This window comes from Polaromonas sp. (assembly GCF_035638815.1).
In the GTDB taxonomy this organism is placed as follows: domain Bacteria; phylum Pseudomonadota; class Gammaproteobacteria; order Burkholderiales; family Burkholderiaceae_C; genus Polaromonas.
Map to the genome: position 1 here is coordinate 13,021 of NZ_DASQZG010000024.1, position 22,176 is coordinate 35,196.

At 62.1% G+C, this 22,176-nt stretch carries 24 protein-coding genes and 1 pseudogene; 14 read left to right on the forward strand and 11 right to left on the reverse strand.

Going from position 1 to position 22,176, the window contains the following annotated elements; all coding sequences use genetic code 11:
• Positions 1-4: 4 nt before the first annotated feature.
• Positions 5-865 (forward strand): DUF6920 family protein, encoded by an 861-nt coding sequence (locus VE934_RS15255; protein ID WP_324889016.1) that lies wholly within the window; start codon positions 5-7, stop codon positions 863-865.
• Here the strand turns inward: VE934_RS15255 and VE934_RS15260 are convergent.
• Positions 862-3,537: a bifunctional acetate--CoA ligase family protein/GNAT family N-acetyltransferase gene (locus VE934_RS15260; protein ID WP_324889018.1), complete on the reverse strand. Its 2,676-nt coding sequence runs from the start codon at positions 3,535-3,537 to the stop codon at positions 862-864. The genes VE934_RS15255 and VE934_RS15260 overlap by 4 nt on opposite strands.
• 229 nt (positions 3,538-3,766) lie before the next feature.
• Here VE934_RS15260 and VE934_RS15265 point away from each other — a divergent pair, with 229 nt between their 5' ends.
• The 7 genes and pseudogenes from VE934_RS15265 to VE934_RS15290 all read left to right on the forward strand — a co-directional run bounded on the left by VE934_RS15265 (position 3,767) and on the right by VE934_RS15290 (position 11,726).
• Positions 3,767-5,290 (forward strand): thymidine phosphorylase family protein, encoded by a 1,524-nt coding sequence (locus tag VE934_RS15265; RefSeq protein WP_324889020.1) that lies wholly within the window; start codon positions 3,767-3,769, stop codon positions 5,288-5,290.
• Positions 5,290-6,192, forward strand: coding sequence for a ribose-phosphate pyrophosphokinase (locus VE934_RS15270; protein WP_324889022.1), 903 nt, complete (start codon positions 5,290-5,292; stop codon positions 6,190-6,192). Before VE934_RS15265 ends, VE934_RS15270 begins: the two co-directional genes overlap by 1 nt.
• 351 nt (positions 6,193-6,543) lie before the next feature.
• Positions 6,544-7,014, forward strand: a complete 471-nt coding sequence (locus VE934_RS15275; RefSeq protein ID WP_324889024.1) for a universal stress protein — start codon at positions 6,544-6,546, stop codon at positions 7,012-7,014.
• A 1-nt stretch (position 7,015) separates the two neighbouring features.
• Positions 7,016-7,168, forward strand: a pseudogene (locus tag VE934_RS18190) (cation-transporting P-type ATPase); the annotation flags it as partial.
• A 126-nt stretch (positions 7,169-7,294) separates the two neighbouring features.
• A complete protein-coding gene (locus VE934_RS15280) occupies positions 7,295-9,820 on the forward strand; it encodes a cation-translocating P-type ATPase (RefSeq protein ID WP_414693859.1) in 2,526 nt (841 codons plus the stop codon).
• 60 nt (positions 9,821-9,880) lie between these two features.
• Positions 9,881-11,419: a DASS family sodium-coupled anion symporter gene (locus tag VE934_RS15285; RefSeq protein ID WP_324889028.1), complete on the forward strand. Its 1,539-nt coding sequence runs from the start codon at positions 9,881-9,883 to the stop codon at positions 11,417-11,419.
• A gap of 112 nt (positions 11,420-11,531) precedes the next feature.
• Positions 11,532-11,726, forward strand: coding sequence for a DUF2892 domain-containing protein (locus VE934_RS15290; protein WP_324889030.1), 195 nt, complete (start codon positions 11,532-11,534; stop codon positions 11,724-11,726).
• A gap of 99 nt (positions 11,727-11,825) precedes the next feature.
• Here VE934_RS15290 and VE934_RS15295 read toward each other — a convergent pair whose 3' ends face one another.
• Entirely contained in the window at positions 11,826-12,272 is a 447-nt protein-coding gene (locus VE934_RS15295) for an OsmC family protein (RefSeq protein WP_324889032.1), read from the reverse strand.
• Between the two features lie 240 nt (positions 12,273-12,512).
• Between VE934_RS15295 and VE934_RS15300 the strand changes: the two genes are divergently transcribed.
• Genes VE934_RS15300 through VE934_RS15315 form a run of 4 tightly spaced genes read left to right on the forward strand, consistent with a single transcriptional unit; the run spans position 12,513 to position 13,890 of the window.
• The gene (locus VE934_RS15300; protein ID WP_324889034.1) at positions 12,513-12,845 is read left to right on the forward strand and encodes a metalloregulator ArsR/SmtB family transcription factor; all 333 of its coding nucleotides are present in this window, start codon (positions 12,513-12,515) and stop codon (positions 12,843-12,845) included.
• Positions 12,842-13,276 carry a YeeE/YedE family protein gene (locus VE934_RS15305; RefSeq protein ID WP_324889036.1) on the forward strand — a complete coding sequence of 145 codons (435 nt, stop codon included), beginning with the start codon at positions 12,842-12,844 and terminating at the stop codon, positions 13,274-13,276. The genes VE934_RS15300 and VE934_RS15305 overlap by 4 nt, the downstream gene beginning before the upstream one ends.
• Positions 13,277-13,298: 22 nt before the next feature.
• Positions 13,299-13,745 (forward strand): DUF6691 family protein, encoded by a 447-nt coding sequence (locus tag VE934_RS15310; RefSeq protein ID WP_324889038.1) that lies wholly within the window; start codon positions 13,299-13,301, stop codon positions 13,743-13,745.
• Positions 13,746-13,767: 22 nt separating this feature from the next.
• Positions 13,768-13,890 (forward strand): hypothetical protein, encoded by a 123-nt coding sequence (locus VE934_RS15315; protein WP_324889040.1) that lies wholly within the window; start codon positions 13,768-13,770, stop codon positions 13,888-13,890.
• A gap of 6 nt (positions 13,891-13,896) precedes the next feature.
• Here the strand turns inward: VE934_RS15315 and VE934_RS15320 are convergent, their stop codons facing one another.
• From VE934_RS15320 to VE934_RS15335, 4 genes are all read right to left on the reverse strand, one after another.
• Positions 13,897-14,685 (reverse strand): helix-turn-helix domain-containing protein, encoded by a 789-nt coding sequence (locus VE934_RS15320; protein WP_324889042.1) that lies wholly within the window; start codon positions 14,683-14,685, stop codon positions 13,897-13,899.
• Positions 14,686-14,800: 115 nt separating this feature from the next.
• On the reverse strand, positions 14,801-15,193 hold the full coding sequence (locus VE934_RS15325) for a response regulator transcription factor (RefSeq protein WP_324889044.1): 393 nt from the start codon (positions 15,191-15,193) through the stop codon (positions 14,801-14,803).
• Positions 15,194-15,357: 164 nt separating this feature from the next.
• Positions 15,358-15,996 carry a response regulator transcription factor gene (locus tag VE934_RS15330; RefSeq protein WP_324889046.1) on the reverse strand — a complete coding sequence of 213 codons (639 nt, stop codon included), beginning with the start codon at positions 15,994-15,996 and terminating at the stop codon, positions 15,358-15,360.
• On the reverse strand, positions 15,993-17,087 hold the full coding sequence (locus VE934_RS15335; protein ID WP_324889048.1) for a PAS domain-containing sensor histidine kinase: 1,095 nt from the start codon (positions 17,085-17,087) through the stop codon (positions 15,993-15,995). The genes VE934_RS15330 and VE934_RS15335 overlap by 4 nt, the downstream gene beginning before the upstream one ends.
• Before the next feature lie 166 nt (positions 17,088-17,253).
• Between VE934_RS15335 and VE934_RS15340 the strand changes: the two genes are divergently transcribed.
• Together VE934_RS15340 and VE934_RS15345 are read left to right on the forward strand one after the other, a co-directional pair.
• Positions 17,254-17,697: a universal stress protein gene (locus VE934_RS15340; RefSeq protein ID WP_324889050.1), complete on the forward strand. Its 444-nt coding sequence runs from the start codon at positions 17,254-17,256 to the stop codon at positions 17,695-17,697.
• A 22-nt stretch (positions 17,698-17,719) separates the two neighbouring features.
• Complete coding sequence (locus tag VE934_RS15345; protein WP_324889052.1) at positions 17,720-18,142, forward strand: universal stress protein; 423 nt, start codon at positions 17,720-17,722, stop codon at positions 18,140-18,142.
• A gap of 15 nt (positions 18,143-18,157) precedes the next feature.
• On the opposite strand, the gene dcd is transcribed toward VE934_RS15345, so the two are convergent.
• The 5 genes from dcd to VE934_RS15370 all read right to left on the reverse strand — a co-directional run bounded on the left by dcd (position 18,158) and on the right by VE934_RS15370 (position 22,175).
• A complete protein-coding gene (dcd, locus tag VE934_RS15350) occupies positions 18,158-18,730 on the reverse strand; it encodes a dCTP deaminase (protein ID WP_324889053.1) in 573 nt (190 codons plus the stop codon).
• Between the two features lie 101 nt (positions 18,731-18,831).
• The gene (gene guaD, locus VE934_RS15355) at positions 18,832-20,130 is read right to left on the reverse strand and encodes a guanine deaminase (RefSeq protein ID WP_324889055.1); all 1,299 of its coding nucleotides are present in this window, start codon (positions 20,128-20,130) and stop codon (positions 18,832-18,834) included.
• Between the two features lie 55 nt (positions 20,131-20,185).
• Positions 20,186-21,262 carry a BMP family ABC transporter substrate-binding protein gene (locus tag VE934_RS15360; protein WP_324889057.1) on the reverse strand — a complete coding sequence of 359 codons (1,077 nt, stop codon included), beginning with the start codon at positions 21,260-21,262 and terminating at the stop codon, positions 20,186-20,188.
• 187 nt (positions 21,263-21,449) lie between these two features.
• On the reverse strand, positions 21,450-21,644 hold the full coding sequence (locus VE934_RS15365) for a hypothetical protein (RefSeq protein WP_324889059.1): 195 nt from the start codon (positions 21,642-21,644) through the stop codon (positions 21,450-21,452).
• Positions 21,645-21,788: 144 nt separating this feature from the next.
• A complete protein-coding gene (locus tag VE934_RS15370; RefSeq protein WP_324889061.1) occupies positions 21,789-22,175 on the reverse strand; it encodes a surface-adhesin E family protein in 387 nt (128 codons plus the stop codon).
• Position 22,176: the final 1 nt, after the last annotated feature.

Below are 22,176 nucleotides of genomic sequence, written 5' to 3' on the forward strand. Positions count from 1 at the left end.
TCCCATGATCTGGATGAAATGGTTCGGTATCGCGCTGGCCGCCGCGGCGTTGTGTGCTGCCGCAGCAGCTGCCTACGGTTCATGGCGCTGGGCGGCTGATACACGCGTGCTGAACGAACGGCTCAATAACGCCCACGCGCCCCGCGAGACGCTGCGCTACGCGCCTGGCGAACTAACGGGCCTGCCCGCGCCAGTACAGCGCTTCTTTCGCGTTGCACTGACAGACGGCCAGCCCCTCGTCAGGGGCGCATCGGTCTCGCACACCGGCAGCATGAACATGAGCGAGACTGGCGAACAGTGGAAGCCTTTCACCTCAACCCAGCTCGTCATCACACAGCGACCAGGTTTTGTCTGGAATGCACGGATCATGATGCTGCCCTTTATGCCAGCCTACGTCCACGACGCGTACGTGGCCGGTGAAGGAATGCTGCGCGCCGCCCTGTTTGGTTTGATCCCGGTGGTGAGCACCACGGGCACGCCAGAGATTGCGCGTGGTGAGTTGCTGCGCTTTTTCGCAGAAATGGCCTGGTACCCCACTGCCCTGCTGCCCAGCCAGGGCGTGCGCTGGGAGGCGGTTGATCAAAACGCGGCGCGGGCCACCCTGACCGACGGCGCCCTGACCGTGACGCTGCTGTTTCGGTTTAACGCCGATGGCCTCATCGACGCGGTATATGCAGACTCACGCGACCGCGCCGTCGACGGAAAAGCTTCCCCTGCGCCGTGGCAAGGCCGGTTCTGGAACTATGTCGAGCGCGGCGGCATGCGCGTGCCGCTGGATGGCGAAGTTGCCTGGGTACTACCGGAAGGTGTGAAGGCCTACTGGCGCGGAACAGTCACCACACTGCAGCATGAATTGACAGACTAACGCAACAACAGTCGCATGGTGGTGGCCTCCGGCAGGGGGCCGTCCAAGACCTGAAAACCGGCACGCCGCGCCAGAGCTGCCATGCCCACGTTCTCCGGCAGGCACTGCCCCACCACCTCCGCGGTGCCACGCGCCCGCAGGTAGCTTGTCAACTTGTCAAGAAGCAGGCGGCCCAGGCCCTTGCCCTGCCAGTGCGTGGCTACCTGAATCGCGAATTCGGCCACCCGGTTGTCCGGATCGCAAACGGCCCGGGCTTCACCCAGCATGACAAGGTCTCCGCCCGCCTGCGGCAGTATGGCGACGAAGGTCATCTCACGGTCATAGTCAATCTGGCTGTAGCGCGCCAGTTCGGAATGCGGCACCTCGCGCCGCGACATGAAAAAACGCAAGCGCATGTCGGCGGGGGACGCCCCGGCATAAAACGCCTTCAGACGCTGGCCATCTTCCGGTCGAATCGGGCGCAGCAACACGTCCTGGCCCTTGATCTGCACATGCTCCTCCAGCGCCTGCGGATAGGGCCGAATGGCCAGATGACTGTGCTCGCCCGCCGGGACCGTGCGCAACCTGACCCGCGCATCGAGCGCCAGCACACCGCGTTCGTCGACCAGCAGCGGATTGATGTCAAGCTCGGCCAGCCAGGCCAGGTCGCAAGCCATTTGCGAAACCTTGAGCAGTGTGCTCAGCAACGCCGCCTCATCGGCTGGCGGGCGCCCGCGGTAGCCGGCCAGCAGGAGCGACAGCCGGCTGCCGGCAAGCATGTCCTGCGCCAGGCGGGTGTTCAGCGGTGGCAGCGCCACCACATGATTCTTGTGCAGCTCAACGGCAACGCCGCCCTCGCCGAGCAACATCACCGGTCCGAACACGGGGTCCGAGGCAATGCCCACAATCAACTCGTGCGCACCGGGACGCTCGGCCATCGCCTGTACGGTAAAGCCGAGTATCTGCGCCTGCGGCAGCTGCGCGTTCACCTGCCGCAGCATCTTTTCTGCTGCGCGCCGGAGGTCTTCTTCTGAAACCAGGTTGAGTGCCACACCGCCGACATCGGACTTGTGGATGACCTGAGGCGACACGATCTTCAGGGCGACGGGGTAACCGATGCGCGTGGCCGCCGCGACCGCCTCCTCGACATTGCCCGTCCGCACAGTTTGCACCGTCGGGATGCCGTAGGCCCGCAGCAGCGCCTGAGCCTGCGCGTCACCGAGCCACTCGCGCCCCTCCCGCAGCGCGTCATCAAGCAGTGACTGCGCCAGTTTCCGGTCGGGTGTGAAGTCCTCCAGCTCGGATGCCGGAAGCTGCTGCAAAGCTTGCTGGTTGCGCGCGTGGGTGACCAGTTGCAGCCACGCCGCCGCGGCGCGTTCCGGCGTGTCGTAGCTGGCAACACCGGCCGCAGCGCTGGCAAGTCGCGCCGCTGCTACCGCCGCACCGCCCAGCCAGCAAGTCAGCACCGGTTTGCCCGACGTCTGGGCCAACGGCAGGCAGGCCGCTACAATCTGGTCTGCAGGAACAATGGCCGTAGGTGCATGGATGAACAGAACTCCGTCGACCTCAGGCGCAACCAGCAACACCTTTAAAGCATCCTCATAACGACTGACCGGTGCGTCCCCCACGATATCAATCGGGTTGCCGTGCGACCAGGTAGGCGGCAGACACTGGTTGAGCGCATCCAGCGTCCTGTCCTCCAGTACGCCCAGCTTGCCGCCGCCCAGCGCCAGTGCATCGGCTGCCAGCACCCCGGCACCACCGCCGTTGGTCAGGACCGCCAGCCGCTCGCCGTGCCAGCCCTTTACATAGGTGAGGGTTTCGGCGGCGTCGAAGAGCGCCTCCAGGGTGTCCACCCGTAGCATGCCCGCGCGGCGGACGGCGGCGTCAAACACCACATCCGAGCCGGCCAGCGCACCTGTGTGCGAGGCTGCCGCGCGGGCACCCTCAGGCGCACGCCCGGCTTTGACAACAATCACCGGCTTGTTGCGTGCTGCGGCCCGCGCTGCCGACATGAACTTGCGCGCAGACTTCACCGATTCCATGTACATGAGGATGGCCCGGGTGGCGGGATCGCTGGCGAGGTAGTCAATGACATCGCCGAAATCCACGTCAGCGCTGTCGCCCAGCGAGATGAAATGCGAAAACCCGATGCTGCGGCTGTTAGCCCAGTCCAGCATGGCGGTCGCCAGGGCCCCCGATTGCGTCACAAAAGCCAGTTTGCCGGGCAAGGCGTTGCCCGGCGCGAAACTGGCATTGAGCCCGATGCCAGGTACCAGCGCACCAATGCAGTTGGGCCCCAGGATGCGCAGCAGGTGCGGCCGCGCGGCATCAAGCATGGCTTGCTCCAGCGAGAGGCCATCGGCGCCAGTGGCCTGTTTCAGCCCGGCCGACAAGACGATGGCGGCGCGTGTACCCTTGCGGCCCAAGGCAGCGATGAGCTCCGGCACGGTTTCTGCCGGTGTGCAGATCACGGCCAGATCCGGCGCTTGCGGCAGCGACTCGACGTCGCGCCAGGCCGACGTGCCACCGAAGCTGCCGAGCCGCCGGTTCACCGGCCAGACCGGCCCCTGAAAACCGCCTGCGCGCAGGTTGCGCAGGATCACGGAACCCAGGCTCCCCTCGCGGTCGGAGGCACCAATCAGGGCCACCGAGGCAGGCTGGAACAGGGCTTCGAGATTGCGTACGCTCATGGAGATCCTTCACACGGGACAGGCATGTCCCATTCAGCCAGATTAGCGCACACCGGGTGCCCCCACTTGCTCCAGATCAACGCCCCACCTGGGCAAAACCGGGGCCCAAAGCATCTGCAGATTCGCTGCCAGAGCTACCGGCATATACCAGCCCCACGAGCGCCACCGGCTTGCGATTTGTCAAGGCCAGCTACGTCCGCCCTGCCTACAGTGGAGCGAAGGACTCTTCATGCTCGCATCACCTACGCCCACGCTCAACCGCCTTCGCCTGCTCCGGCTGGGAATCGACACCTACCAGGAGCCGGTGCTGTACATGCACCGCGATTGCCCTGTTTGCCACTCGGAAGGTTTCGAGGCGCGGTCTCGCGTGGAGCTGCGCCTTAACGGTCGCACCATCATGGCCACGCTCAATGTCGTGAGCGGAGACTTTCTCTCGCCTGAAGAGGCCGGCCTGTCCGAAGCCGCCTGGCGCCTGCTACAGGCGCGGCCGGGTGAAGAAGTCTCGCTGCACCACCCCGCCCCGCTTGAATCCCTGAGCCATGTGCGCGCCAAGGTTTACGGGCGCCGCCTTGGGCAGGCGGCCATCGATGCGGTGATTGCAGACGTGGCCGCCGGGCGTTATTCCGACCTTCAGCTGGCAGCCTTCGTCACCGCCTGCGCCGGTGACCACCTGGATATGGACGAAACCATCGCGCTGACCCGCGCGATGGTCAATGTGGGGGACCGCATGAGCTGGGGCGAGGGCCTGGTAATGGATAAACACTGCGTGGGCGGTTTGCCTGGCAATCGCACCACCATGATCATTGTTCCCATCATTGCGGCCTGCGGGCTGCGCATGCCCAAGACCTCGTCGCGCGCCATCACCTCTCCGGCCGGCACCGCCGACACCATGGAGACACTGGCACCGGTGGACCTGGACGTGACGCAGATCCGCCGCGTGGTGGATCGCACCGGCGGCTGCATCGTGTGGGGCGGCGCAGTGCGGCTCAGCCCGGCGGACGACATTCTCATCCGCGTGGAGCGTCCGCTGGACCTGGACAGCCAGGGGCAGCTCGTGGCCTCGGTCCTGTCCAAAAAAGCTGCGGCCGGCGCCACGCATGTGCTGATCGACATGCCCGTGGGGTTGACCGCCAAGGTGCGCAGCGCGCATGCCGCTCACCAACTCGGGCGGCAGCTGGGGCATGTGGGGAAGGCGATGGGCCTGCAGGTGCGCGTGGTCCAAACCGATGGGGTCGCACCCGTGGGCCGCGGGATTGGCCCTGCGCTGGAGGCTCGCGATGTGTTGGCGGTGTTGCGCCGCGAAGCCCAGGCGCCGGCCGATCTTGCCTCGCGTGCGCTCGCGCTGGCCGGACAGATTCTCGAGTTTGGCGGTGCTGCGCCAGCCGGGGCGGGCCTGGCCCAGGCCACAGCTGTGCTGGAGGACGGCCGCGCCTGGCAAAAATTTCAGGAAATTTGCGAAGCGCAGGGCGGACTGCGCGAGCCGCCGGTAGCGGCCTACCAGCAACCGGTGACGGCCCTGCACGGCGGCAGCGTCATCGCCATCGATAACCGCCGTCTGGCGCGCATTGCCAAACTCGCAGGTGCACCCACCGCAGCGTGTGCGGGTATCGACATGAATGTGCAGCTCGGTACGGTGGTCGAACGCGGTGACCCGCTTTTCACACTGCACGCAGCCACGCGGGGTGAACTGGCCTATGCGCTGGAATATGCCACCACGCAAGCCCCCGCCGTGCATGTGATGGAGGAAGCCTGATGCTGGTTCTGGCCCTGCCCGGCGGTGCAGCTCTGGCGACAAGTTTGGCCGGCCGGCTGCACTGCGATCATGCCGAACTGCAGCTGCATCACTTCCCGGACGGTGAAACCGGTGTACGTATTGACGCACCGGTCCAGGGCCGCTGCGTCTTGCTGGCCGGAAGCCTGGACCAGCCAGACGGCAAGACCCTGCCGCTGATATTTGCCGCTGACGCAGCGCGTGAGCTGGGCGCGCGGCAGGTCGGGCTGGTGGCGCCCTACCTGCCCTACATGCGGCAGGACAAACGCTTCAAGCCTGGGGAAGCTGTAACCTCGCGCAGCTACGCCCGGTTGCTGTCTGCTTCGTTGGACTTTCTGGTCACTGTGGATCCGCACCTGCACCGCATTCACAGCCTGGACGAGATCTACACCCTGCGCACACAGGTGGTGCCGGCCGCACCCGTGATCGCGCGCTGGCTGCGCAGCCACGTGGACGCACCCTGGCTCATCGGACCCGACCGGGAAAGCGAACAGTGGGTTGCCGAAGTGGCAGGGCTGGTCGGTGCCCCATGGACGGTGCTGGCCAAAACGCGGCGCGGTGACCGCGACGTCGGTGTCCGGCTGGTCAGCAGCGAACGCTGGCCAAGACACACGCCGGTGCTGATCGACGACATCATTTCCACGGGGCATACCATGCTGGCCGCCACGCGGCTGCTGGAAAGGGCCGGTCTGGGCGCACCGCTGTGTATAGGCGTGCACGCCCTCTTCGACGCCGAGGCTCATCGCCAGTTGCTGGAAGCAGGTGCCGTACGTGTGTTGACCTGCGACACGATCGCACACGCGTCCAACGCGATACGCATGGCCCCTCTGCTGGCCCGAGCCGTGCGCCAGATGAGCGCGGACAGCAAGGAGGTCAAACCATGATAATTAAGCGCTTTGCTACTCTTTTTATAGCTGCTTGCGCTCATGTACGCTGGGCTGGACGGCTATTTAATGCACTATCCGGATGAGGGTCAGTCATACCCGCTATTCCGTGGCTCCGCCAGACTCTTGCAGTCTGTCCTCCAGCAAGCTTGTGAATTGGCGGCCACTCCCTCCACTGAACCGGTAGCATTTGAGAAACATCAAGTCGGCATCCCGGACTGGCGTGCAGACTGTGCGCATCACCGCACGCGATATTCCGGTGCTCACGGTGAAGTAACGGAGCACGGACAACGCCAAAGCGCTTTTGCGCTATCGAACGGGGCATTCATCCATTCGGGGAGAACTCAAGTTATGTACAAACGAATCATGGTTGCGGTCGATGGCAGCGACGCATCAAACAAAGCACTGGTGGCGGCCACCGATTTGGCACGGGATTGTGGCGGACGGTCTGTACTGCTGCTGGTGCATGCGCTTGACGACATGGCCTACATCAGCGGTCTTGACCCCTACGGCGGCCAGTCTGGTGCACTGATCGAGATCATGCGCGAAACCGGTGAAAAAATTCTTGCCGAAGCCCTTGCCATCGCAGAATCGGCAGGCGTCCAGGCCGAAACACTTCTGATTGACCGCTTGGACGAGCGTCTGGGAGACACCGTGGCGCGCGAGGCCCAACAATGGAAGGCAGATCTGATCGTGGTGGGTACCCATGGCCGCAGAAACATCAGTCGCATGTTGCTCGGCAGCGGCGCAGAGCAAATCATCCGGTTGTCACCCGTTCCGGTCCTGGTGGTGCGCAAAGCAGAAGACGCGGCGGCCAAATGACATGAACAACCCGTCGACGCAAGAGATCGACGCGGTCATCAAGGAAGTCTCCGCCAATCCCGAATTTGGTTTGACGGCGGCCCAGGCACAGCGCCGCCTGCTCGACGACGGACCCAACGAACTTCTGGGGGCGCCTGCCCTGGCCACCTGGCGACGCGTCCTGAAGCACTTTCAGGACCCGCTGATCTACCTGCTGCTTGCTGCCATCGGCATTGCACTGCTGGCCTGGGCCCTGGAGGGATGGCAGGGTTGGCCGGTGGATGCCATCGTGATCAGTCTGGTGGTGCTGGTCAACGGGGTGCTGGGCTTTGCCCAGGAGGCCAAGGCCGAACAGGCGGTGGCCGCGCTGGCGCGCCTCACGACTGCCAGTGCCAATGTGCTACGCGATGGCCGGGCCCAGAGAGTGCAAGGTACCGAACTGGTGTGCGGTGATGTGCTGCTGCTGGGCGAGGGCGATGCAGTGGGTGCAGACGCGCGCCTGCTCCGGGCAACGTCGCTGCGCGTGCAGGAAGCCTCACTCACCGGCGAAAGCCAGGCCGTGCTGAAGGACCCCGCCACGCTGCATGGCATGCCAGCCTTGGGCGACCGCATCAACATGGTGTTCAAAGGCACGGTAGTGGTTCAGGGCACCGGCCTCGCGGTAGTCACCGCTACGGGTATGCAGACACAGATGGGCGCTATCGCCCACATGCTCGAAGCAACCCCCGCTGAGGCTACGCCGCTGCAACAAGAGGTCGCGCGTCTGGGCCGCATGTTGGGTCTGGCTGTGGTGGCCATTTCGATCGTGGTGATTGCCACCATCCTGCTGATGACGGAAATCCGCAACGCCCGGGATGTCATTGATGTGTTGCTGCTGGGAGTGGCCCTGGCGGTAGCAGCAGTGCCAGAGGGATTGCCGGCGATTTTGTCAGTGGTGCTGGCACTGGGCATGCAGCGCATGGCGAGGCACAAGGCCATCGTTAAAAACCTTTCGTCGGTGGAAACACTGGGCTCGGCTTCAGTTATCTGCTCGGACAAGACCGGTACCCTGACCCGGTCGGAGATGACCATCGAACGTGTGGTAACCGCATCGGGCAGCGTGTATGTGACGGGTGTTGGATACGCACCGGTGGGGCGCCTGGAACATGAGGGCCTCGAGCTGGCCGCCGGATCGCTGCGGCAAGAGCAGATCGTGTTGCTCAGCGGCGGCAGCCTGGCTGGGAATGCGCAACTGCACCGGGCGGAAGGCGGCGCCTGGGAAATCCATGGAGACCCGACCGAGGCGGCCTTTCTGGTGGCCGAACGCAAGCTGGGCATACACCAGCGCCGGGAGAAACGTTTCGAGCGCATCGGTGAAATCCCGTTTTCCTCCGAGCGCAAGATGATGTCCAGCATCGCCATCGACCATGAACACGCTGAGGCGCGGGTGCTGATCACCAAGGGCGCCCCCGACGTGCTGTTGGGTCGTTGCAGCCATGCACGTGTTGGCATGGAGGCCGTGCCACTGACTGACCTGATGCGCAGGCAAATCCTGGCTGACGTCGATGCCATGTCTGACGCGGCGCTGCGCACGCTGGCCGTGGCCTATCGGCCGCTGGCGCCCGGCGAGGACTGGCAGGCCGGCGACAGCATGGAAAACCAGCTGATCTTCGTCGGCAGCGTCGGCATGATCGATCCGCCCCGCCCGGAGGCCAAAGTGGCGATTGCCGAGGCGAGGCGCGCCGGCATACGCGTCATCATGATTACCGGCGATCATCCGCGCACCGCGGCGCGCATCGCGGCAGACCTGGGCATCGTGGCAGCAGGTGAAACTGCACTGACAGGCAACGACATCGATGCCCTGGACCGAGCCGCTTTTGCCGCCGCCGTGCAGGCCACGTCTGTGTATGCCCGTGTATCACCCGCGCACAAACTGCGCATTGTGGATGCGCTGCAGGCGGCCGGCCACATCGTCGCGATGACAGGCGACGGCGTCAACGATGCACCAGCACTGAAATCAGCTGATATCGGCGTTGCCATGGGCATCACCGGCACCGAAGTCAGCAAGGAAGCCGCCCGCATGATCCTGGCGGACGACAACTTTGCCACCATCGTGCAGGCGGTGCGCGAAGGGCGCCACATCTTCGAAAACATCCGCAAGTTCCTGCGCTACCTGTTGTCGTCCAACATGGGCGAGGTCCTGACGGTGTTTCTGGGCGTGGTCGGAGCGGGCGTGATCGGGCTGTCGTCCGGCTCCGGTGGCCAGGTGGTGCTGCCCCTGCTGGCCACACAGATCCTCTGGCTCAATCTGGTCACCGACGCCTGGACGGCCCTGGCCATGGGCATCGACCCCCCCACAGACGACGTCATGGCGCGCAAGCCCCGCCACATGAATGAGCGGGTGATCGATGCGCGCATGTGGGTCGGTGTGGTACAGATAGGTCTGGTGGTGGCGCTTGCGTCGCTGCTGACGATGGACTTGTACTTGCCCGGCGGCTTGATTGAAGGCTCGCAGAACCTGGATACCGCACGCACAGCGGGGTTCACGGTGCTGGTCTTCGCCCACCTGTTCAACTGCTTCAATGCGCGCTCTGACAGCATCAGCGCTTTCCACCGTCTTTTCGTCAACCCATGGCTTTGGGGGGCGCTGTCCCTGTCAGCGCTGCTGCAGATCGCGGTCGTGCACCTGCCGTTTTTGAATCTGGCCTTTGGCACCGTACCGCTGACGCTGACGCAGTGGCTGGTCTGCGCCGCGATGGGCAGCAGCGTGTTGTGGTTCAGCGAGCTGCGCAAGCTGCTCCACCGCGCCATGCATCCTGAGAACAGGTACAAAGGCAAGCCTGCTTGAGGCAAGTCAAGCCCGGGGGCCACAAAAGCCCGACAGTTCACCTTGAACAAGGAGAGCCGCATGACACCACTGTTGAATCCTAGCCCCTCCACCGGTACCACCGCAGCGGTCGGCGACAGCGCCAAAAGCTCCCTGCTCAAACAGGCCGCTCTGCTGGCGGCGGTAGCCGCCCTGCTTGGGGTGCTTTGGATGCCAAGCGCTCAAGGGCTTCCTGCAGCAGGTCAAGTCATGTTGGCCATCCTCGCTTTTGCAGTCATCGTCTGGATGACCGAGGCACTGGACTATGCGGTGAGTTCAGTCGTGATCGGCGCCCTGATGGTCTTCTTGCTGGCTTACGCGCCGGACGCGGCAAAACCCGCCGGGGCTGACATGGGCACGGTGGCAGCGCTGGGCCTCGCCTTGTCCGGTTTTTCCAACAGCGCTGTGGCCCTCGTGGCGGCGGCCTGCTTCATCGCCGCTGCAATGACCGCTACCGGACTGGACCGGCGCATCGCGCTGCTGGTGCTCTCGAAAGTAGATGCCGGTACCAACCATATCGTGATGGGCGCGATGGTGACGGGGTTTTTGCTTTCCTTCATTGTGCCCAGTACCACCGCGCGTGTGGCCTGCCTGGTGCCCATCATGATGGGCTTCATTCTCGCGTTCAAGGTGGACAAACGCAGCCGCTTTGCCGGCCTGCTGGTGATCACGGCTGCGCAGACGGCTAGCGTCTGGAACGTGGGTATCAAAACCGCAGCGGCACAAAACATGGTGGCCATCGGCTTCATCGAAAAGCAGTTTGGGACCAGCATCAGCTGGACCGAATGGTTCATCGCTGGTGCGCCCTTCTCCGCCCTGCTCAGCGTGGCGGTTTATTTCATCATGACCCGCATGATGAAACCCGAGATGAAGGAGATCGCTGGTGGACAGGCCACCATCCGCCTCCAGCTCGAGGCAATTGGAAAGATGAGCGGGCGCGAGTGGAAATTGCTGGCGATTGTGCTGGTGTTGCTGGGTTTCTGGGCCACCGAGAAGGTGCTGCACAACTTCGATACGTCCTCCACCACAATTGCCGCCATTGCGTTGATGCTGCTGCCGCGTCTGGGCGTGATGGACTGGAAAGAGTCGCAACGCGGATTTCCCTGGGGCACGGTGATTCTTTTCGCGGTTGGCATCAGCGTCGGCACGACGCTGCTGCGCACCAACGCCGCAGCATGGCTTGCCAACCTGATTGTGCAAAACCTCGGCTTGCAGCAGGCCAGTGCCTTTGCCATCCTGATGCTGCTGTCGCTGTTCCTGATCGTGATTCACCTTGGTTTTGCCAGTGCCACGGCTTTGGCCTCAACCATGATCCCCATCATCATCAGCGTGCTGATGGCGGTGCAGACACCCGGCATCAACGTGATTGGCATGACCATGCTGCTGCAGTTCGTGGTGAGCTTTGGGTTCATTCTGCCGGTCAATGCCCCGCAAAACATGATCGCCTACGGAACCGATACGTTTGACGCACGGGATTTCATTCGCACCGGTTTGGTGATTACGCTCGCCGCTGCGGTTCTGCTGGTCGTCTTTGCGCTGACCTATTGGCCCTGGATGGGATATATGACCAAGGCCGTTTGATCCACGTCAAGAGACTCGCGCCGACCACCCCTTAATCTGTCAAATGTGTTTGCGCCCCAACAGCCCCTGGAGGACAGACGCGCCGTTTTAAACTTTTAAAAGGAATCAAACCATGAAAACCAATGAAGGTACGCTGGATCGCAGCCTGCGCGTCATTTTGGGCCTCGTCCTGATTGGACTGGCTGTCACGGGAACCCTCGGCGTGTGGGCTTACATCGGCGTCATTCCCCTGATCACCGGCGCTGTCGGCATGTGCCCTCTTTACAGCCTGCTGGGCATCAACACCTGCCCGACGCCGCGCCGCTAAGGGCATAACATCACCCAACCACAAGTTATCCAGTGGTGGCAGCCCACCCGGGAGCCGGATCAATTTAAAAACTGATAGCCCGACGGGAGGAGAAAGCTGCTATTTCAGGCGCACAGTGGCTGCGTCATATACCTCGACAGTCACCTGAATGCCTGCGCGCACACTTTGCGTGACCGTGCAAAATTCTTCGAACTGATCCAGCACCCGGTCCAGATGCGCCAGCTGGCCAGCCTCCACACCAAGCGTCAGAACGACTTTCATGCGCAGCACGCGCATCCGACCCTCCGGATTGCGGCCCACGTCGGCCTGCACCTCGCATCGCACCGGCTCAGGGTTTTGTTTGAACTTGCGCAGGGCAAACAGCAACGAGTCAGACAGACAGCTACCGACGGCTGCGGCGAGCAGTTGCACTGGTGAGGGGCCGCTCGCACTCCCCAACGGTGGCGGCTCGTCAGCCGTCAGATCAGGTGCGCCGTCCTCAAACGCAATCTGGAAACGGTAATCCTTCTCCTGTGTGAGATGAACCACTATTTGTTGGTCACTCATGGCATGGGCCTTTCTGCGCCTGGGCGCGGTTAATTGATTGCAACGCGGATGAGTAGCCCCTCCCTCTTTTTCATAGACGACATGACTCACCTTCCAGGTGGGCGGTGTCGAAAAAAACTTCGTGCGGCCGCGGGCATACGCGCTTCTTCCTGAAAAATTCGTCATTTATAGTATATTGTCTAATATATTATTAGTCCATATAGTTAAGTTGTCTGAAACCCAAAAACGGAGCGTTTTCACATGCGCGCACACACCACCATGGATATCGATTTGCTGCGCAGTTCTGCGGAGGAAGCCAGCCGCTTGATGAAGGTGCTGTCCAACCCGGCGCGACTGCTGCTGCTTTGCCAACTGGTTCAAGGCGAACAACGGGTCGGAGAACTGGAAGCGACGGTCGGCATCGTGCAGCCCACGCTCTCGCAACAGTTGGGTGTGCTGCGTGATGAAGGCCTGGTCAGCACCCGCCGGGAGAGCAAGAACATCTACTACCAGATCAACAGCCCCCAGGCGCTGGCCGTAATGAACGTTCTGTATGAACAGTTTTGCAACACCTCCAGAAGGAAAATCCAATGAGCGTTGACTGGAACAACTTCACACCCTGGGCCTCGCTGGCCGGCGGCATCCTGCTGGGCTTGGCCTCGGCCATGTTCATCCTGCTCAACGGGCGCATCCTCGGCATCAGCGGCATCATCGGTGGCCTGTTGCGACCCCGGGCGGGAGACGTGGGCTGGCGCCTGTCCTTTTTGCTGGGCATGCTGGTCGCTCCGCTGCTCTATCTGCTACTCGCAGGGCCTATCGCAATGCGCATAGACGCCGGCTGGGTCACGCTGATGATTGCCGGGCTGCTGGTGGGTGTGGGCACACGCTTCGGCTCGGGTTGCACCAGCGGTCACGGCGTCTGCGGCCTGTCGCGCCTGTCACCGCGCTCTCTGGTGGCCACGCTGACCTTCATGGGCGCAGGTTTTGTCACCGTTTATCTGGCGCGCCACGCGCTGGCTGGCTGAGCTCTGGCTGAAAGGAAAAACCATGAAACACCGCATCTCTGAATTCGCGGTCGGACTGCTCTTCGGCATCGGCCTCATCCTCTCCGGCATGACAGACCCCGGCAAGGTCATCGGCTTTCTGGACCTGACTGGCGCCTGGGACCCCTCCCTGGCGCTGGTCATGGGCGGCGCCATTCTGGTCGGCGTGTTCGCGTTTGCACTGGCCCAAAAGCGCACCACCACATTTCTGGGCGGTGCCCTGCACCTGCCTGGTTCGCGTGACATCGACAAGCGCCTGCTGACGGGCAGTCTGCTGTTTGGCGCGGGATGGGGGCTGGCCGGCTTTTGTCCCGGTCCGGCGCTTGTGTCGCTGGGCGGGGGGGAGCCGAAAGCGGCAGTCTTCGTGCTGGCCATGCTGGCAGGCATGGCAATTTTTGAGTGGAGCGAAGGCCGTGTGCATGACAGCAAAATGTCGCCGCGGGGCCCATAACCGCTCGCAACCCTAGCGTTGAATGCGCACTTCCCGATTACCGGGCAGCGCCAACCTGACGGCACTTCCTGCCGTGGCGGCGCAGGGTTTCGCCAACGTGATGGACAAGCTATCGGACGGCCAAGGCGGCAGCGCCAAGGCCTGAGCCCCGTCAGTGCACGCGCGTCTCGAAGGCGCGTGTCAGGCCGTCCAGATTGGTGATGCGGATGTGGCGTTTGTCCACTTCCAGCAGACGCTGCTGCTGGAAAGCAGAGAACGTGCGGCTGACCGTCTCCAGCGTCATGCCCAGATAGCTGCCGATTTCTGCGCGGGACATGCGCAGATGAAATTCGCTGGCCGAGTAACCCCGAGCCTTGAGGCGCTGCGACAGGTTGAGCAAAAAGGCAGCCAGCCGCTCTTCTGCATTCATGGTGCCCAGCAACACCATGAGGCTGTGCTCGCGGACGATCTCACGACTCATCAATCGGCTGACCACATGCTGCATGCCCGAATTGCTGGCCGCCACCGATGCGAAGTGGGCATAGGGAATGGCACAGATTTCCGCATCTTCCAGCGCCGTTGTACTGCTGGCATGGGCTCCGTGGGCCACACCGTCCAGACCCATGAGCTCACCCGCCATATGAAACCCGCTGACTTGCTCGCGGCCGTCGTTTAGCATCAGGCTGGACTTGAAGGTACCGCTGCGGACAGCGTAAATAAACTGAAAACTGTCGCTCTCCCGATACAGCGTCTGCCCGGCCGGCACCCTGCGCCGGCCAAACATCAGGCTGTCCAGGCGCTCGACATCGCCACCCGTCATGCCGCAGGGCAGGCAAAGGTCGCGCAAGTGGCAGTTGGAGCAATGTGTCACCAAAGGTGCCACTGGTGCACTGCCACCCGTCGTTTGGCGGGCTGATATCCGGACGGGAAAAACGGTGGTTTGCAAGGCGGTTGCGGACATGGTGTGTTCCTTTGGGAAATGTGCGGGAGTCAAAACGGGGAGTGGAGCGAGGCGCCCAGACGCTTGCCAGCGCGGGCGCACGGGCGGCGTTGCCCGGGTTGCAGGGGGAACGTGATCAGACGTGAACATGATCAGACGCTCTCAGGACAGCTGGTACAAGCTGATCGGACTGTGTGCTTTTGTCGAGAAAACTGTCGGCTCCCGCACCAAGGTACAGCCTTCGGTAGGCCGGGCCGGAGTTGCCGCTGAACACCACGAAGGCGATGCCGGGCGCGGCGCGGCGCACCGCGCGCAAAACCTGAAGGCCCACGCCGCCGTCCAGCTGCACATCCAGAACGACCACTTCAGGGCGAGCAGCGAGGATGCCGTCGATCGCGGCCTCCGGGGTCCGGGCGTAGCCGACCACCGTCATGGCGGCCGCCTGCAACAGCTCAGTGACACGGGCGCGGATCAGTGCCGAGTCTTCGACAAGAAAAACTTTGACGGGGCGGGGAAGGGTTTCAGCCATGCCCCTACTGTCGGGGAAGCTCTTCCATGGAGCCATCAGCGGGAGCGGAATTCCACCCCCCGCGCACACTGAAAGGCGCCATCAGCATCAACCGGGCCGACTAGGAATTGTCTGAGGGGTGCCCCAACCGGGCCGGTTCAAAAACCCCGATCTCTTGTCGGACCCTAGAGTTGCTCAATCAACTCGTGCTTGATGGCGTAGCGGATCAACTCGCTCTGGTTCTGCAGCCCCATCTTCTGCATCAGGTTGGCTTTGTGTGAGCTCACCGTTTTGACGGAGAGCTTTAAGCGCAGGGCTATGTCGGTCACGGACACCCCCGAGACCAGCAGGCTAAGCACCTCAAACTCCCGGTTCGACAGGCTTTCGTGCGGCAGGCCCTCGCCGCCAGGCATGGCACCTAGGGCCAGCTGCTCTGCCACCTCGGCGCTTATAAAGGCGCCACCGCCCGCCAGCTTGCGGATGGCCTGCTCCAGCAACGAAGGTGCGCTCTCCTTTGTCAGGTACCCACTGGCGCCTGACTTGATGGCCCGCACCGCGTACTGCAACTCCTGGTGCATGCTGAGCACCAGAATACGCAGCCTTGGTTTTTCCGCATGCACCAGCTTGATCAGCTCCATGCCGCTGCGCCCCGGCATCGACAGGTCCAGCATCAGCACGTCAAAGCTCAACTCACGCACCCGCTGCATCACCTCGGTGCCATCAGCGGCCTCCCCGGTTACCTGCATGTCTTCAACAGACGAGACGATGCGCTTGAGTCCTTCACGCACAATCGCGTGGTCGTCGGCAATCACAATTCTGATCACGGTCCGGTAACCTCGTCGGCGAGGGGAATGCTCACCTTGACGCAAGTGCCACGGCCCGGCTCGCTGTCAATCTCGACCTGGCCCTTCAGCAGCACAGCCCGCTCGCGCAGACCCATCAGGCCCAGTGACTGCGGCTTGCGCGGCGCCCCCGCCAAGAACCCGCGCCCGTTATCGCGCACAGTCAGCGAGATGCGGCCCGGTAAACGTTCAATCGTGATGTCTGCTTCGGATGCGCCTGCATGTTTGGCCACATTGGCCAGCGCCTCCTGAACAATACGGAACACCGCAGTGGCATACGGCTCGGGCAACTCCATTGATTCGTCGTAGGAAAGCCGGCATACCACTGCGGTTCGCTGCTCGAACGTGTGGGCCAGCCATTCAATGGCGGGCACCAGGCCAAGGTCGTCGAGCAGCAGTGGGCGCAGATCAGCAGCAATACGCCGGGTCGCAGCAATGGTGTGGTCCAGCATCGCCAGCATTTCAGTCAGTTTGGTGTGGGCAGAAGCAGGCGCACCATCAGCCTGGTCACGCAGCCACATGGCGTCCATCTTTAATGCCGTCAGCGACTGCGCCAACTCATCGTGCAACTCGCGTGCCACACGGGTTTTTTCTTCCTCCCGCACGGCATTGACAGCGGCGGCAAAGGCGCTGCGCTCTTCCTGGGCCCTTACCCGGTCAGTCACGTCGCGCAGAATCACCGTATAAAGCTTGCCATCAGCCGTATTCAATTGAGAGATGGAGGCATCCATGGGGAATTCTTCGCCGTTGGCGCGCACGCCATGAACGACCGTGCCGTCGCCCATACGCCTTGAAGTCACACCTGTACTGGCAAAACGGCGAATATGCTCGCCATGTCCGGCCTGGAAGCGTGTGGGAATCAGCCGGTCCAGCGGCTGACCCAACACACTCGCTCTGGGCCAGCCGAACATTTTTTCAGCGGCACGGTTGTACAAAACGACGCGTTGCGTGTGGTCCACCGTGATGATGCCATCCATCGCGGAATCCAGCATCCCCGCAAGCAGGGCTGCCGCGTCGCCGGGATGGCTTTCAAAAGACGTCGCGACCAGGCTACCGGGGGAAGACAAGAGCATGACGCAGTGTAGCAAGCTGTGCCATTGCGGATTCGGGCGGCGGAGTCATCACAATTTCCAGGGCGGGAGAGCGGCGCCCATGGCCTGCCCCGCTTGACATGGATCAAACCGGCAGGACCAGCCGCGGCCTAAGCTTCAAGCCACGATCAACCGAGGAGACCTCGCCATGTTCAAACGCATTCTTGTGGCCACCGACGGCTCTACACTTTCCCGAAAGGCAGTGAGCAAAGCGATTGAACTCGCTGCCGCTACCGGCGCCGAACTGGTAGCGCTCTACGTGGTACCGCGCTACCCCATCGCCTACTTTGACGGCCGCATATCCATCTCTTCGCAGGACATTGCCCGCATCGAGAAGCAATGGGGCGACAAGGGCCAGGCCGTGGTGGACGCTGTGATCGAATCAGCTCAAAGCGAGGGGATCAAGGGGAAGGCCGTCACCTCGACTTCCGACCTGGTGGCCGAATCCATCATCAAGGGAGCCAAAAAACACAAATGTGATCTGGTGGTGATGGCATCACATGGCCGCAAGGGCATCAAGCGGATACTCCTTGGCAGTGAAACGCAGCACGTATTAACCCACTGCAGCGTTCCCGTGTTAGTGTTGCGTTAACTTAACTCCGAGCGATAAAAAAATGAAAATTCTGTTCGCCGCTGACGGCAGCAAGCACACCAAAAAAGCGCTGGCTTTCCTGACAACCCACGAAAGCCTGGCCGGCCCTTCAGACCAGGTGTTGGTCCTGAATGTGCAGTCGCCAGTGCCACCACGCGTTCGGGCCATGGTGGGGGCGGCAGAAGCAGCCGCCTACCATGCCGAGGAGTCGCGCAAGGTGCTGGACCCGATCGACCGCTTTCTCAAACGCCACAAAATTGCCTATCAGACCATGGCCGTGGTCGGATCTCCAACGGCGGAAATCTTGCGGGTTGCCAAGCGCGAGAAGGCACACATGATTGTCATGGGCACCCACGGGCAGGGCCTGCTCAGCCGGGCCCTCATGGGCAGCGTGGCGCAACGGGTGGTGGCAGACGCCGATGTTCCCGTATTGCTGGTGAAGTAAGCCGGGGCCCTGCCCTCAAGCCCGCGGCAGCGTCACGCCCACCTGCCCCTGGTACTTGCCGCCCCGGTCCTTGTAGCTGACTTCGCAGACGTCGTCCTTGTCGCTTTCAAAAAACAGCACCTGGGCGCAGCCTTCGCCGGCGTAGATCTTGGCGGGAAGCGGCGTGGTGTTGGAAAACTCCAGGGTCACATAACCCTCCCACTCTGGCTCAAACGGCGTGACGTTGACGATGATCCCGCAGCGGGCGTAGGTGCTTTTGCCCAGACAAATGGTCAGCACGTTGCGCGGGATGCGAAAGTACTCCACCGTACGCGCCAGTGCAAAACTGTTGGGCGGAATAATGCAGCTGTCACCGTGAAAGTCGACAAAACTTTTTTCATCAAAGTTTTTCGGGTCAACCACCGTGCTGTGGATATTGGTGAAAACCTTGAATTCCGGCGCGCAACGGATGTCATAGCCATAGCTGCTGGTGCCGTAGCTGATGATCTTTTTGCCTTCGCTCTCCCGGATCTGCCCCGGCTCAAACGGTTCAATCATGCCGGTGCTCTCGGCCATGCGGCGTATCCACTTGTCGCTCTTGATGCTCATTGCAGTGCTTCCCTCAATTGACCTAGATTGTAGGCAAGCCAGAACCGCTTCGGGCGGCGCACCAAATAGCTACCTTTTTGATAGCTGTCTGCGCTCGCCGATTATGGGCTAGTGGCCAATTTGGCTTGAGAAATCACCGTCCGTTCGACCACACGGTCATCGCCAAGGACAATCAGGGCAAACAGCAATTCGTCCAGACTGTTGGCCTGAGCAGTCTTGCGGGCCAGAAGCGGCGTGACCTGCGGGTTGAGCACGACAAAGTCTGCCTCGCAACCGGGCAACAGATTGCCCACCACACTCTCCAGGCCCAGCGCGCGGGCAGCGCCAGCCGTGTGCTGCCACCACAGCTGCTGAGGCTTGAGCGATACGCCGGATTTGGTTTGCCCCTCACGGCCCACGTAGTAAGCGGCCAACATGGTGTGGAAAGGACTGAAGCTCGTGCCGCCTCCCACGTCGCTGGCCAGGCCATACAAAAAGCCGGTTCGTTCTGCGGCCTGGTAATCAAAAAAACCGCTGCCCAAAAAAAGATTGCTGGTCGGGCTGACCGCAGCGGCGGTGCCGGTGCCATGCATCAGTGCACGATCCTCGTCGTCGATATGGATGCAGTGGGCGTACACAGCGCGAGGCCGCAGCAAGCCAAACTGCTCATACACGCTGAGATAACTGCGCGCTTCGGGATATAGCTTGCGAACCCAGGCGATCTCGTCATGGTTTTCAGCGACATGGGATTGAATCCACACGTCAGCGTACTTTGCCGCCAATTCCCCGGCGCCACGCAATTGCGCCTCGCTGCAGCTGGGAACAAACCGCGGCGTGATGGCATACCCCAGCCGGCCCACACCGTGCCAGCGTTTGATCAATGCTTCGGTATCCGCCAGGCTTTGCCCGGTTTCATCACGAACGCCAGCAGGCGAGTTCTGGTCCATCAGGCATTTGCCGGTCATCAGGCGGAGCTCGTTTTTCTGCGCTTCCGCGAAAAGGGCATTGACCGATTCGGGGTGTGAGGTCGAAAACGTCAGGGCTGTGGTGACACCATGCCGCAACAACTCTGCTATGAAAAACGTAGCTGTCTGCGCACTGTATTCCTGGGCAGAGAAGCGTTTTTCATGTGGAAAGGTGTAGTTTTCCAGCCAGGGAAGCAGCCCATCCGCCGGCGAGCCAATCACATCCAGCTGCGGGTAGTGGATATGCATGTCCACAAAGCCCGGCGCGATGATGCGCCCGGGGAGGTGAGTGATGTCCAGATCGGGGAAGCGCGGCGCCAGCGCACTGTAGCTGCCGATGGCCTGCACAACCTGGCGACCACCGGCATCCGGGCCGACGACAAGCAGGCCGTCCGTTTCCAGCACGGCTTGCGCCGGAGCGGGGAAATAGAGGATGGAGGCACGCCAGGCTTTCACGACCGCAAGGTTACCCCAGCCGCGCCACCCTGGAATACGCGGTCGCGCATAACGGTTATTTGGGCAGCTTTCCCTGCACGCCGCTAACCAGGAAGTTCATGCCCAGAATCTGCTCATCGCTCAAGGCCTTGCCGCTGGCCAGTACTCGCTGACCCTCGTTGTCAGTGAGTGGGCCGGCAAAGGGCCGCAACTTGCCCGCGGCAATATCCTTCTGACGCGCCAACACCTCGTCGGCTACTTTTTTCGGCACTTTCGGACCAAAGCTGTCGACGCGGATCATGCCCTCTTTCACGCCACCCCAAAGCGAGGCGCTTTTCCAGCTACCCTCCAGCACCGCTTGGGCGCGCCGGGTGTAATACTCGCCCCACTGGTGGGTCACCGCCAGCAACTGGGCGTCAGGAGCCACCTTGCGCATGTCGGAATGGTAGGCAATGGCCAGCTTGCCGCGCTCCTGCGCTGCGCTCATCACTGCGGTTGATCCGGTGTGGAAGGCAATCACATCCACACCCTGGTTGAACAGCGTCATCGCCGCCTCGCGCTCGCGCGGGGGATCAAACCACGCGCCCAGCCAGACCACCTTGACCGAGGCCTGAGGATTGACCGAACGCATGCCCAGGGTGAAGGCGTTGATGCCCTGGATCACCTCGGGAATCGGAAAGCCGGCGACATATCCGGCACTGCTGGCCATTCGCCCCGCTGCAATTCCGGCCAGGTAACGGCCCTCGTAATAACGCGCGTTGGCCACCGCCACGTTGGCAGCGGTTTTAAGGCCCGTGATGGACTCGAACTTCACCTCGGGGAAGTCTTTGGCGACTCTCAGCGTCGGCTCCATGTAACCGAAGCTGGGTGTAAAAATCAGTTGGTGGCCCTGCTGCGCAAGATCGCGGATGACGCGCGCGGCATCGGCGCCCTCGGCAACGTTCTCGACATAGCTGCTTGTGACGCGCGCGCCAAGCCTGGCCTCTACAAACTTTCGCCCTTCTTCATGCTGGCGCACCCAACCGGCATCGGTCAGCGGCGCGACATACACAAAGCCGATTTTTAACGGCGGTACGGTAGCCGCAGGGAGTTGGGAAAAAGCGGGAAGAATAAAACAGGCGGCCGCGAACGCGGCAGCGAGGTTTTTATACATGGTGGTCCTCTACATGGCCCCGGAAAAAAGGAAACCCTGCGCGCCGGGACAACACGCATGGGATTTACGATTTTAACCGCGCCCCTGCTGAGGGACCCATATGACCTTTGCCCAAGCCCCGGACCATTGACCGGACTCGCTGGAGCCGCAACTACCGTTGCCCCTCAACGGCCTCGCGGATCAGTAATCAGGATTTGCTGCTGGAGCCCTGCTGACGCTCTTTACCATCCCCTTTGGGCGCCTGTCCGGTCTGCTTGCCCTGCGAAGCGGCTTGGTCAACCTGGCTGGATCCGCGCTTTTCAGACTGTTGCTCGTTGCCCTGCTTGCTGGAAGAACCGGCGTGTTCAGAGCGTGTGTTGGCTGGACTTTTATTGGATGACATCTGGTTTCCTTGAGTAGTTACTGGCCACGGCTGTGGGGTAACTCCTTTTGTACGAGGCTATCGAGCCCCGATCTGTCGGAACGCGGCCAATTGGCAGTAGGACGGAGGCGCACGCTCCAGGTGCCAGCAACGACGGTCAGCGCGCTAGTACTCGACGCATGCAATGTCCCACAGGGCCTGCATAAAAGGCTGGCCCTGAACCGACTCCCATTTGCGCGGAAGACGATCCTCAAAAACGGTTTCGCCGTGTCCCATGGGCTGCGACATGAGGGCCACTGACATCACGCGGGAGCGCCTCTGGCGGCAGTCGTACTCGCTATACTGGACTCTGGAAAAATACCCTTTTTCATTGGTGATCTGCACCAGCTGGTAGTCCACCAGCCACCACATCTTCACCATGCCGCCCTTGCCGCGCTGGGTGTTGCGGTCGATATAGGTAATGACCATCTCGTCGAGCATGACGGGCGTCCATTGCGCGGCAGCACCAAAGCTCTGGCACAGTAAAACAAGAAGAATTAACAGGCGTTTCATG